The organism is Legionella waltersii, assembly GCF_001468085.1.
Classification (GTDB): Bacteria; Pseudomonadota; Gammaproteobacteria; order Legionellales; family Legionellaceae; genus Legionella; species Legionella waltersii.
Genome location: NZ_LNZB01000051.1, coordinates 256981 through 269364, shown reverse-complemented (window position 1 = coordinate 269364; position 12384 = coordinate 256981). Strand labels below are relative to the sequence as shown.

Genomic DNA, 12384 nt, shown 5'->3' with positions numbered 1-12384 from the left:
AATTATCCTTAAATCTAAAAAAACCACAGACAGTGTATTTAAAGAATATAAAAATAGCTACAGGACTTACAAAAAACTGCAAGTACGAGCCAAAAAGTGTTTCTAATGAAGAGTTTGGGGGTTTTTCGTAATTTCTGTATACGAAAAAATCACAATAGTGCTGATTGGGTTTGAAACTTATACCTCTGATGCGGGATTTGTAAAATCAATTGAACAAACTTCCTTAGCAATTCGTTCTGCACGGTAGTTTAATACACGTTTATCCATGACATAACGCCAAAGAGGCGGAATAAAAGCAAGAATAATCATACCAAGATATCCAGATGGTAATTGAGGGCTATCTTCCATGTGTCTCAAGATTTGATAGGGTCTACCGCCATAAGTATGGTGATCAGAATGTCTTTGAAGATGAAGCAAAATGATGTTTGAGAACCAATGATTAGCATTCCAAGAATGATATGGACTTACTTTTTCATAATACTGGTTATTCAATTTACGACGCTCAAGACCATAATGCTCAATGTAATTAACGGTTTCTAGTAATAAAATGGCAACCATTGATTGCAGAATATAGAATGCCAAAATGGAAAACCCGCCGTAAATAAAGAAGAGGGTGGCAATCATTATTGGGCAAAGAATAATCCACCAAAAATGATTATGAAGGCTATAAACAGAGTGGTTTTTTCTATGTAAGCGTTGAGATTCCAATTGCAGTGCAGACTTAAAGGATCCAACGATTGATTTTGGTAAAAACTGATAAAGACTTTGACCTAGTCGTGCTGTAGCTGGGTCTTCAGGAGTGGCTACCCTAACATGATGCCCTTTCACATGCTCTATGAAAAAATGGCCATAACAAACACAAACGAGTATTACTTTACTAAAAAAATGTTGGAGCTTGCTGTTCTTATGCATGAGTTCATGAGCAAACGTTAAGCCAATTCCACCTGTAAGCAACCCTATTGATAAAGTGAAACCAATCCACTCAATCCAAGTGAAACTATAGTAAGACAATAAGTAAGCTGAGAGAATAAGAATTCCTACGTGTACTGGCACATAAAGATAAGTGAGATACTTAAAAAAAGGGTCCTTGCTTAACCACTTTTCTTCGTCTTTATTAGGGTTTGAGGAATCACGAATGAAATAATCAACCCCAGGAACTAAAGCAAAAAGCACTAGATAAGACAAAAAGCTTAACCACCCACCTAAATACAGTGAAATAAATGGCAGTAAGATGAGTAGGAATATCAATAAAAAACTGTATTTTTTGAATGCGTTCATGATGCAACTCTTAGTTACAATGTTGTCAGGATTTATGCAATACCCCAGGGCTACGTTCTAGTCCCTCCACCAATGTTGGAGAAGGCTAAGGGGGTGGACAGATAATTGGATACCCAACACCCAGGTAGGTCGAGAGAGCAAAAGCGAAGCCCAAGCGTATTGCATAAATGCTGACCTTATCTATAGATTAGTTCAAGTCAGGCGGTTATGCATGGTGATAGAGGACAGTTTGTAGTTAACAAAGGACAAAATGAGGCAGGACTTACGCAAATCCTGCGAGAGTTTATCGATCTTTTAAGGCAAGAGCGGTTTGATAAATTTCATTTTTATTTCCATTAGAGATTTTACAAGCGATTGATACAGCTTGCTTTAGGGGTAGTTCGTTTAACAAAATAGTTAACAAGTTTGTCATTGATTGATCTTCTTTCTGTTCAATTCTAGGAGGAATAATCAAAACAAACTCACCTTTGACACGATCTGGGTCGTTTATAAGCCAATCTTTTACCTGTTCAACTGTTCCTGATTGAAACTGCTCAAACGTTTTTGTAAGTTCTTTTACTAACACTAAAGGACAATTGACGCCAAAAATAGAGCCGATGTCTTCTATTGATTCTAAAATTCGGTGGGTTGACTCATAAAATATAAGCGTGTGGTAAACGGGGAGCAATGAGCTCAGCTTTTCTCTTCTAGCGTGTTGTTTAGCTGGTAAAAATCCACAAAAGGTAAACACATCACTTGGCACTCCTGCGCCACTTAGCGCTGCTATCAATGCGCACGGACCAGGGATGGGCGAAACGGGTATGGCATGTTGGTGGGCTAATTTAACAAGGGGATATCCAGGGTCACTGATTAAGGGGGTTCCTGCGTCGCTGATTAAGGCTATTCTTTTACCGTTTAATAGGTTCTGAATTATTTCATCGCTTTTATTGTTTTCATTATGGGCGTGCAAAGAACTCAACTTATTTTTTATTCCTAAAGCATTGAGTAATTGGAGAGAATGTCTAGTGTCTTCAGCAATAATCAGATCCACGGTTTTTAAAACATGAATTGCTCTCAGAGAGATATCCTCCCGATTTCCAATGGGAGTAGCGACTATATAGAGATGACCTATATCTGTTGCTAGTGCGTTTCTCATGGTTTATCCTTTTCAAAATCCCGTCATTGGCAAATAAATATGGTAATAAAAAAAGTCAACGTTCGTGTGCTTGTGGCATTAATAACCCTCATGTTTCTATGCCAGTGTACAAAGGTTGTCAATTCAACCGAACCCACTTTAGACGTGCAGAGTCCAAAACATCAAGTCCCCTACCCTCTGCCCGTGGCAACCTATCTATCAAGGGCTATGGGCCAAGAAGGCACTGAGAAACAAAATTCATTAATCGCAGCCGCAGGGCGTTTAATCTTTGAAGGTCAACTCCACAAAGGCGCTACAATATTATCACAACTGAGTGATTTAACGGATGTTCAACAGAATGAAAAAAACCTGCTTTTGGCAAAAGTGGACTTAATTCGGGATAAACCCAAAGAAGCCTTAGCTAAATTATCGAAAATTACAAATAAAGATCAGTTATCCCCCGTTCATTTAATTGAATATCACGAATTATTGGCTAAGGCTTTCCGAACGGTTGGAAATTATAGAGAATCCATTGATCAACGAATTCAATTAGAAACATTAATTCCAGATCAAGAGGGGCAAATAAATAATCGCGGAATTTTATGGCTGACTCTAGCTAATTTACCACAGGCGGATTTAGAGACGATGTCTTCAGAATCAGTTGGCCAAACAGAGTTTAAAGGATGGGTGCAGTTGGCTTTAATATCGCGCAAATACAGGCAAAATTCAAAATCACTATTAGCTGCGCTTGACCAATGGCAATCTCAGAATAGTAATCATCCAGGAAATCATATTTTACCAAATCCTCTAGATAGTATCTCTGATAAATTGGTCACTACACCAAAGCAAATCGCTTTAATTTTACCCTTAAGTGGACCACTAGCTGGACCCGGTCAAGCAATAAAAGATGGGTTTATGGCTTCATACAAAGCAAACAAAGGGGAAGAGCTAACGCTTATAAAATTATATGATTCCAATAAGGGGAATGTAGAGGATATCTATCAAAAAGCTGTTGCAGAAGGGGCAGAGTATGTAGTAGGACCATTAACAAAAGATCATGTGAATAAAATTGCAGCCATAAACCATCCTGTTCCAACTTTATTATTAAATGAGACGGCAGTAGGGGAACAGCAGAATTCCTATTCATTAAGTCTCTCACCCATTGACGAAGCAACTCAAGTTGCAATCAAAGCCGGAGCAAAGGGATTGAAGAGAGCATTGATTATTGCGCCCAATAATTCATGGGGGGATGAAATTGTTTCTGCATTTTCAAAGCAATGGAAAGAGCATGGAGGCTTAATTATTGATTCATTTCGATACACTGGGAAAGATGACTTAAATAAAGGCATCCGCAACGTATTACAAATTCCAGACAGTGAGGGTAGAGAGAAAAAAATAAAACAATTGCTTGGATACAATCTGCAAACCAACAATACTCGCAGACAAGATGTGGATATGATCTTTTTACTGGCGTATCCCTCTAAAGCAAGACAAATTATGCCATTACTCAAATATTATTTTGCGGGAAATCTTCCCATTTATGCAACCTCTAGTGCCTATAGTGGAACTGCCAATGCTTTAAAGGATAAGGATTTAGACGGTTTAATTTTTTGTGACATTCCATGGGTGTTTTCCCATCAGATGGCTGCTAAAAACTGGCCAGAACAATTTAATAGCTATAATAGGCTCTATGCGTTAGGTATGGATAGTTACTCATTGGCAACCCAAATGAATCAACTGATACTATTTCCAGCAGATGGCTCAACCAATACATCAGGTATTTTATTCCTAAAGCCTACCCAACGAGTGGCAAGAGTTTTAGAATGGGGACAATTTAAAGAAGGTATGCCGCACTCCTTGGGGGATACGGTGTAAAAATTGGGATGGTTTAGGAATTTTTCATGCTTGAGCTCGGAAAGCAGGCAGAACATAAAGCCCTCGTTTTCTTGGAAGAAAAGGGGCTTGCCTTGATTTTACAGAATTATCGATGCCGAATGGGCGAGATTGATTTAATCATGCGCGATGGGCAGTATTTGGTTTTTATTGAAGTTCGTTCCCGTAAGCGAAATGAGTATGGTGGGGGTATTGAGAGTATCACTTATTCTAAACAGAAAAAAATAATGACTGCCACACAGCATTATCTTACTCAATTCCGTTTAGCTGAAAAACACCCTATTCGTTTTGATGTTATCAGTATAGACGGACGTTCAGGAAATGTGACATGGCTAAAGGATGCATTTAGAGACGATTTTTAGTAACTATTCACCTGAATTGCTCAATATCAATCCGAGCGGCGAACCCTAAGGAAGCGGAACTTTTGAGAGTACACGTAGTATGGGTGTTCACCGCTGACTGCTCCACTCCCTAACGGGAACGGCTCGGATTTGTACTTGCTAAATTAGAATGAATGGTTGCGATTTTAAATACAAAAATGAGTATTACTATGACGCAAATGGTAGAGAGAATTAGACATCTTTTTGGACTGAACATAGAGGCTAAAATTGCTGCAGCTGACGCATTATCGGAACTAATTGCCAAGGCAGGCAAACTATTGGTGAACTGCTTATTGAATGATGGAAAGCTATTTATTTGTGGAAACGGTGGATCTAGTGCAAATTGCATGCATTTTGCAAGCAGTATGTTGAATCGTTTTGAGGTTGAGAGACCTCCTCTACCTTTAATTAATCTGAGTGGTGATTCAGCATGTCTTAGTTCATTTGCTAATGAACATCATTATGGACAAGTATTTGCTCGACAAATTCAAGCACTAGGGCATGAACAAGATGTGTTGATTTTATTAACAACCACTGGCAACTCAGACAGTATGCTGTCAGCATTACACGCCGCGAATGAAAGAGGGATAGACACTATCGCTTTGAGTGGTAGAGACGGTGGGGTATTAGCGAATCATTTAGGTCCGGAGGATATTGAAATCAGAGTAGCTTCAGATAATTCAGCGTTAATTAGAGAGTTACATCTGTTCATATTGAACGGATTTTGTGATTTAATCGATCAGTCCTTGTTTGGCCAGTTATTAGGATAAAAAATGAAGACAAATTTAAAAGTTAAGTCAATTGCAATCGCGTTTATGGGTGCGTTACTAACAGGTTGTGTAGCCGCTGTTGTTGCTGGAGCTGCTGCTGGATTAGTCTATGATAAAAGAAGTGTTAGTAGCATGGAGGCAGATGCTCGGTTGTTTCATGTCATCCATAAGTCGATTGTTAGAAACCCCCAGTTTGCAGACTCTAGAATTCTAGTAACCAGTTTTAATCGCATTATTCTGCTTGTTGGTCAAACGCCAACTGCATCAACGAGAGTTCTTGCAGAACGTATTGCACATAATACTCCTGAAGTGAAAAGAGTATATGATGAAGTCACAATTGGTAACCCCATTCCATTGACTCAAAGAACGAAGGACAGTGTAATTACAAGCCAAGTTAGAAGCAGTATGCTGGCCAAAAAAGGTCTAGAGTCTGGATCAATCCGAATAGTCACAGAAAATGGTGTGGTTTACCTCATGGGTATTGTTTCAGATGAACAGGCTTCTTTAGCAGTGGATGTCGCAAGACGAATTAGTGGGGTCAGAAAAGTTGTAAAAATTTTCCAGTACATTCGATAACATGTTAAAACAGGGATGTTTAATTTTTGCAGTAATCATTCTATCGACATGCTTGACAGGCTGTGTTGGTGCTGTTTGGACCGGTGCCAACTTGGTTTATGATCGTCACAACGTCTATAAAAAATTAGACGACTATCACTTACTTGTTGAACTAAATAATGCACTGGCTGAAAAGCAGACCTTCAAAAACTCAGCATGTGCACTGGATTATGCGGTCTTTAATAAGGATCTACTAATAGCTGGGCATGTTCCAGATCAAGAGTACTTCGACGAACTGCTTTCCAGATTAAGTAAACTTAAAGGGTATAGGCATTTATACAATAAAGTTCGTATCGCGCAAATGGGCTCGAACTCAGCACAGGACACATGGATCACCACTAAGATCAGAAGTAAAATTTTTGCAGATGATTCAATCGATCCTAACGCGTTTAAAGTAGTCACTTCCGATAACGTTGTTTATTTGATGGGCGATGTTAGACCCGAAGAAGCAAAAAAAGTTGTCTACATTGCAAGAAACACGAATGGTGTCGTTAAAGTCGTAAAGTTAATGAACTACTTTACCTATCAGCCTAAATCGAACATGGCCTGATTAAAATCAGGCCAATGGCTGCACGTCCAATCCAGGAAGTGGCTAACCTGGTAGGATACTTATACTCTATCAATGGATGCGACCTTTATCCAGTCGTTTACGCAATTTTCTTAAGTTAAATTCTCTAAGTGAACCTGTTGAGCCATTAACAAGGTCTTCATCGTTCTTATTATTCACTAATTGGCAAGGGTGCGATCTAAAGTGTTTTCTAAAGGAGAGGTGATTTTTGTTGTGTTTGTGATGTAATCCATCGTTGTATCGGTTATTCATTCTTTCTTGCAGTCTAGCTGCGGTATGTTGTAATTTTTCAGACATGTTTAAATCCTTACTCGCGGTTTGAAAGACACTGGTTTAATAGAGGTGATCAAAATTAAACCATTCCTTACTAATTATAGCCCTTAAATAAGTGGTCGCAGGGATTGCATGATAAAAATCTTATTCTCAGGACTTATTAAAGAGCTGGCTATATCCAGGATCTTCGAACGAGGTTGTAAACCAGGACCCATAAGTCCTGACAGGAAAAATTGTGAATAACTTCACCCAAAAAGAGTAACAAACTAGCATTAAGGGTGAAATGTCAGTAATGCGTTGCTAAATATTATTGTTTAATTTATAATTCGCGCGTTGAATTGTAGGTGAATATGTGAACAAACAGCTAAACAGAACTAGGATAATTCGGTTATGGCTGGTGCAGCTGGGAGTAACGGCTACAGTTGCTATGATTTGTGCAGTGTTTTATAACTGGAGCACCGCCAAATCAGCAATTTTAGGTGGTCTAGTCAACATAATTCCTAATGCGTACTTTGCAAATAAATTATTTAGATACCAAGGCGCACGTGCTGCAAGACAAATTGTAAATGGTTTTTACAAAGGTGAAGCACTAAAGATAGTTTTATCAATACTATTATTTTCATTAGTGTTTGTGTTTATAAAGGTGAATCCGATAGCGTTCTTTTTAACGTATATAGGTATTGGAATGACGCACTGGTTATCGCCTTGGATAATTAACAATAAACAGAGTAGGCCAGAAAGTGATTGAAATGGTATCAAGTACAGATTACATCAAGCATCATTTAACGTATCTAACTTACAACCTAAGCGATATGAAGTTTGGTTCAAGCGGCGGATTTTGGACATTGAACCTCGACACTTTGTTCTTTTCTGTGGTTTTGGGTTTGACCGTTCTATTTTTAATGTATTTCGGGGCTCGAAAGGTAACCACTGGAGTACCTGGTAAATTGCAAAATTTTGCTGAACTGATGTTGGAATTTGCGGACAACCAAGTTAAAGATTGCTTCCATGGAAAAAACAACCTAATTGGACCTATGGCCCTAACCATATTCCTCTGGGTCTTTTTGATGAACTTCATGGACATCGTTCCAGTCGATGTGCTGCCCCTAATTGCACAATCTGGTGGCTTACATTATTTGAAAGTTGTTCCTACGAATGACTTAAACTTAACCTTCGGATTATCACTAACGGTATTTGCTTTAATCCTGTTTTATAGTATTAAAATAAAAGGAGCTAAGGGCTTTCTCAAGGAACTAACCTTACAACCTTTTAATCACCCACTGTTTATACCATTTAACTTATTACTAGAAGTCGTTGGCTTAATCGCTAAACCTATCTCACTGGCCTTGCGACTTTTTGGTAACTTATACGCGGGCGAATTAATTTTTATATTAATAGCCTTGCTAACCTTAAATGCTACAGCGTCATCACTATTCAGTACAATGACACTAGGCACAGCCCAATTCATCTTGGCGTTGGCCTGGTCGATATTTCACATTCTAGTGATAACATTGCAAGCGTTTATATTCATGGTATTGACTATTGTCTACCTTAGTCTTGCCCATGAAGATCATTAACCATTTAATTATCATCATCCATAGTAAAGGGGATAAATATGCAAGCTGCTGAGTTAATAGCACAAATACAAGGTATGACCGTTATAGCGGTTGCGTTGTTAATCGGTCTAGGTGCTTTAGGCACTGCAATTGGATTTGGATTGTTGGGCGGTAAATTCCTTGAGGGTTCAGCTCGTCAACCTGAAATGGTTCCAATGCTTCAAGTTAAGATGTTCATCGTCGCTGGTCTTCTTGATGCGGTAACAATGATCGGTGTGGGTATTGCGTTATTCTTTACCTTTGCAAACCCTTTCTTAAGCAACTTGGGTTCTTGATAAGAGATAAATTGGGCGCTGTGCGCCCTAATTGTTGCAGGAGAAGAAACTTTGGAAATTAATCTTACTTTAGTAGTGCAAATGTTAGTTTTTGCTGCATTTGTGCTATTTACAATGAAATTAGTTTGGCCTCCATTGGCTAAAGCGCTGGAAGAAAGACAAGATAAAATCGCTGATGGTTTAGCTGCAGCAGAAAAAGGACGCAAAGAGCTTGAACTAGCCCAGCATCGAGTTAAAGATGAACTAAAACAAGCTAAAGCACAATCAGCTGATATAATCGATAAAGCCAATAAACGAGCTGCACAGATTATCGAAGAAGCCAAAGAAGCAGCAAAGCGTGAGGCTCAAATTCAAGCGAAAATTGCTCAGGAACAAATTGCCCAGCAGGTCAATCATGCACGTGAAGAGCTACGCAAACAAGTTGCAAAATTAGCAATTACTGGTGCTGAGAAAATTCTCATGAGAGAAGTAGACGCAAAAGCAAACAGTGCTTTATTAGATAACTTGATTGAAGAGATTTGATATGTCAGATAGCACAACCATTGCAAGACCCTATGCAAAGGCAATATTTGAATACGCACTCAGTGAAAATAAACTGAGTGAATGGTCAAAATATCTTACTTTGCTAGCTATAACAGTTTTAACCCAAGAAGCTTCTAGTTTCATTGAAAACCCTGCTTCTACCGAAGAGCAACAAATTGAGCTCTTGCAATCGGTGGCTGAGGCCAATTTTAAAAAGCAAGAAGCGCTAAATAATTTGATTCAACTTCTTACTCATAATAAAAGATTGTTATTATTGCCTGAAATTAAGGCCTTGTATGAAATCTATAAATCAGAACAAGAGAAAATTCTAGAAGTCGATGTAATCAGTTTTTCAGAACTCAGTTCATCCCAGCAACAAAAGCTGTGTGACACATTAAGTAATAAGTTGAAACGAAAAGTTTCGTTACAAATAAGTATTGATCACTCTCTGCTAGGTGGTGCATTAATCCGAGCAGGAGATTTAGTTATCGATGGTACAGTGCGTGGTAAGCTTAATATGCTTAGCACCAACTTAGCCGCTTAATTTTAGAGGATAGTATCCATGTCAGAACAAGTAGCCTTAAACCCTTCTGAAATCAGTGAATTAATCAGAAAGAAAATCGATAAGTTCAGTGTGGTTTCTGAAGCAAGAAATGAAGGTACCATTGTTAGTTTAAAAGACGGTATCGTACGTTTGCATGGTCTTGCCGATGTGATGGCAGGTGAAATGATTGAGTTCCCAGGTGGTGTGTATGGCCTAGCTCTTAACTTAGAAAGAGATTCAGTTGGTGCTGTAATTCTTGGGGATTCTTCAACTCTAGCTGAAGGGCAGAAAGGTAAATGTACCGGTCGCATACTGGAAGTACCTGTTGGTCATGGGTTACTTGGTCGTGTTGTTGACGCTCTTGGTAATCCTATCGACGGTAAAGGACCAATTCAATCCTCTGGAATGTCTCCAATCGAGAAAGTTGCGCCTGGTGTTATCTCCCGTAAATCAGTTGATCAACCTGTACAAACAGGATTAAAGGCCATTGACGCTATGATTCCGGTTGGTCGCGGGCAACGTGAGCTGATCATTGGTGATAGACAGACGGGTAAAACTGCTATTGCAATTGATGCGATTATTAATCAAAAAGGTACTGGTGTTAAATGTATCTACGTAGCAATCGGTCAAAAAGCATCGTCTGTTGCGTCTATCGTTAGAAAATTAGAAGAGCATGGTGCTTTAGAGCATACCATTGTGGTTGTTGCAGGTGCTTCTGATTCTGCTGCACTTCAATTTATTGCCCCCTACTCTGGTTGCTCAATGGGTGAATATTTCATGGAGCGTGGTGAAGATGCGCTGATTGTTTATGATGATTTAACGAAACAAGCCTGGGCATACCGTCAAATTTCTCTTCTATTAAGAAGGCCCCCAGGTCGTGAAGCTTACCCTGGAGATATTTTCTATTTGCATTCACGGTTACTGGAAAGAGCAGCAAGAATTAATGCGGAAGAAGTTGAAAAACTCACTAAGGGTGAAGTTAAAGGAAAAACTGGATCATTGACCGCGTTACCAGTGATTGAAACTCAAGCAGGTGACGTATCGGCATTCGTACCAACCAACGTAATTTCGATTACTGACGGCCAGATTTTCCTTGATGTTGATTTATTTAACTCAGGCGTTCGACCTGCAATTAACTCAGGTTTATCGGTATCAAGGGTTGGTGGTGCTGCACAAACAAAGATCATGAAGAAGCTTGGTGGTGGAACACGTCTTGCACTTGCGCAATTCCGCGAATTGGAAGCGTTCTCGCAATTTGCATCAGACTTAGATGATGCAACAAGAAAACAGTTAGAGCGCGGTCAACGTATTACAGAGTTGATGAAGCAAAAGCAATACGCACCATTGACCGTTGCAGAAATGGGTGTGAGCTTATTTGTCGTTGAGAAAGGGTATTTAGATGATGTTCCAGTCAATGAAATTGGATCATTTGAAGCCTCTCTTCATGATTACATGAGAAGTACGCATGCTGCATTATTACAAGATATCAATGAAGCTGGTGGCTATGACAGTGACATTGAAGCAAAATTGAAGAAAGCGGTTGAAGAATTTAAAAGCACAGGCAGTTGGTAGTTATTACATTAAGCCTGAACTTGATACATAAGCTAGAAATGGCCGTGACCTGCAAAAGTTGCGGCCTATAAAATAGATAAGGCAAAGAGAAATGGCTGGAGCAAAAGAAATCCGAACCAAAATTTCGAGCATCAATAAAACTCGAAAGATTACTCGTGCGATGGAGATGGTGGCAGCAAGTAAGATGCGTAAAACACAAGAAAGAATGCGTGCATCAAAGCCTTACGCGAGCAAAATTTATGAAGTAATCAAACATATTGCGCGATCAAATTCTGAGTACCGCCATCCTTTTATGAATGAGCGAGAAATCAAGCGAATAGGAATTATTGTAGTTTCCACCGATAGGGGTCTTTGTGGCGGACTCAATTCAAATTTATTTCGAGAAACGCTACGTACAATCCGTGGTTGGCAAGAGCAAGGAAAGGCTGTAGATATCGCTCTCATTGGAAAAAAAGGCCAGGCGTTTTTTCGAAGAATAGGCGGCAACGTAGTGGGCTCAGTCGATCATTTAGGCGATACACCAAGCATTAATGATCTAATTGGGATAGTAAAAATCATGCTTGATTCTTACTATGGTGGAAACTTGGATTCTTTACATATTGTTTATAACGAATTCATAAACACAATGACCCAGAAACCTACAGTAAAACAACTATTGCCATTGCCAAAATCAGAGGAAGATGTAAAAACAATGGGACATCATTGGGACTATATCTACGAACCTGAAGCAAAGGATCTGCTGGATGAGATCCTAGAACGATACATTGAGTTGCAGGTGTATCAAGCAGTTGTTGAAAACATTGCTTGCGAACAAGCAGCAAAAATGATTGCTATGAAGAGCGCAACGGATAATGCTGGAGAGTTAATTAAAGAATTTCAATTGGCTTATAACAAAGCCCGACAAGCTGCAATTACTCAAGAGTTAGCAGAAATTGTCGGTGGCGCAGCCGCTTTATAAGAGGGT

The 12384-nt window shown here is 39.2% G+C and carries 15 protein-coding genes; 12 read left to right on the top strand and 3 right to left on the bottom strand.

What is annotated here, in order from left to right; genetic code table 11:
• Positions 1–177 precede the first annotated feature (177 nt).
• Together Lwal_RS10970 and rsmI are read right to left on the bottom strand one after the other, a co-directional pair.
• Positions 178–1278, bottom strand: coding sequence for an alkane 1-monooxygenase (locus tag Lwal_RS10970; protein WP_058480835.1), 1101 nt, complete (start codon positions 1276–1278; stop codon positions 178–180).
• A 283-nt stretch (positions 1279–1561) separates the two neighbouring features.
• Complete coding sequence (rsmI, locus tag Lwal_RS10965) at positions 1562–2413, bottom strand: 16S rRNA (cytidine(1402)-2'-O)-methyltransferase (protein WP_058480834.1); 852 nt, start codon at positions 2411–2413, stop codon at positions 1562–1564.
• Between the two features lie 39 nt (positions 2414–2452).
• Between rsmI and Lwal_RS10960 the strand changes: the two genes are divergently transcribed.
• From Lwal_RS10960 to Lwal_RS10940, 5 genes are all read left to right on the top strand, one after another.
• Positions 2453–4267 carry a penicillin-binding protein activator gene (locus Lwal_RS10960; protein ID WP_058480833.1) on the top strand — a complete coding sequence of 605 codons (1815 nt, stop codon included), beginning with the start codon at positions 2453–2455 and terminating at the stop codon, positions 4265–4267.
• A 26-nt stretch (positions 4268–4293) separates the two neighbouring features.
• Complete coding sequence (locus Lwal_RS10955; protein ID WP_058480832.1) at positions 4294–4647, top strand: YraN family protein; 354 nt, start codon at positions 4294–4296, stop codon at positions 4645–4647.
• Positions 4648–4835: 188 nt separating this feature from the next.
• Complete coding sequence (locus Lwal_RS10950) at positions 4836–5435, top strand: D-sedoheptulose-7-phosphate isomerase (RefSeq protein ID WP_058480831.1); 600 nt, start codon at positions 4836–4838, stop codon at positions 5433–5435.
• Between the two features lie 3 nt (positions 5436–5438).
• Positions 5439–6011, top strand: coding sequence for a BON domain-containing protein (locus Lwal_RS10945; RefSeq protein ID WP_058480830.1), 573 nt, complete (start codon positions 5439–5441; stop codon positions 6009–6011).
• A 1-nt stretch (position 6012) separates the two neighbouring features.
• Positions 6013–6600 (top strand): BON domain-containing protein, encoded by a 588-nt coding sequence (locus Lwal_RS10940; RefSeq protein WP_058480829.1) that lies wholly within the window; start codon positions 6013–6015, stop codon positions 6598–6600.
• 69 nt (positions 6601–6669) lie between these two features.
• Here the strand turns inward: Lwal_RS10940 and Lwal_RS10935 are convergent, their stop codons facing one another.
• Complete coding sequence (locus Lwal_RS10935; RefSeq protein ID WP_058480828.1) at positions 6670–6915, bottom strand: hypothetical protein; 246 nt, start codon at positions 6913–6915, stop codon at positions 6670–6672.
• Between the two features lie 328 nt (positions 6916–7243).
• Here Lwal_RS10935 and Lwal_RS10930 point away from each other — a divergent pair, with 328 nt between their 5' ends.
• The 7 genes from Lwal_RS10930 (at position 7244) to atpG (ending at position 12378) form a co-directional block, all read left to right on the top strand.
• Positions 7244–7639 carry a F0F1 ATP synthase subunit I gene (locus Lwal_RS10930; protein ID WP_058480827.1) on the top strand — a complete coding sequence of 132 codons (396 nt, stop codon included), beginning with the start codon at positions 7244–7246 and terminating at the stop codon, positions 7637–7639.
• Between the two features lies 1 nt (position 7640).
• Complete coding sequence (gene atpB, locus Lwal_RS10925) at positions 7641–8468, top strand: F0F1 ATP synthase subunit A (protein WP_083500084.1); 828 nt, start codon at positions 7641–7643, stop codon at positions 8466–8468.
• A 38-nt stretch (positions 8469–8506) separates the two neighbouring features.
• The gene (atpE, locus tag Lwal_RS10920; RefSeq protein ID WP_058480826.1) at positions 8507–8782 is read left to right on the top strand and encodes a F0F1 ATP synthase subunit C; all 276 of its coding nucleotides are present in this window, start codon (positions 8507–8509) and stop codon (positions 8780–8782) included.
• A gap of 51 nt (positions 8783–8833) precedes the next feature.
• Positions 8834–9304: a F0F1 ATP synthase subunit B gene (locus Lwal_RS10915; RefSeq protein WP_058480825.1), complete on the top strand. Its 471-nt coding sequence runs from the start codon at positions 8834–8836 to the stop codon at positions 9302–9304.
• A 1-nt stretch (position 9305) separates the two neighbouring features.
• Entirely contained in the window at positions 9306–9848 is a 543-nt protein-coding gene (locus tag Lwal_RS10910; RefSeq protein ID WP_058480824.1) for a F0F1 ATP synthase subunit delta, read from the top strand.
• Positions 9849–9866: 18 nt separating this feature from the next.
• Positions 9867–11420 (top strand): F0F1 ATP synthase subunit alpha, encoded by a 1554-nt coding sequence (gene atpA, locus Lwal_RS10905; protein WP_058480823.1) that lies wholly within the window; start codon positions 9867–9869, stop codon positions 11418–11420.
• 91 nt (positions 11421–11511) lie between these two features.
• On the top strand, positions 11512–12378 hold the full coding sequence (gene atpG, locus Lwal_RS10900) for a F0F1 ATP synthase subunit gamma (RefSeq protein WP_058480822.1): 867 nt from the start codon (positions 11512–11514) through the stop codon (positions 12376–12378).
• Positions 12379–12384 lie beyond the last annotated feature (6 nt).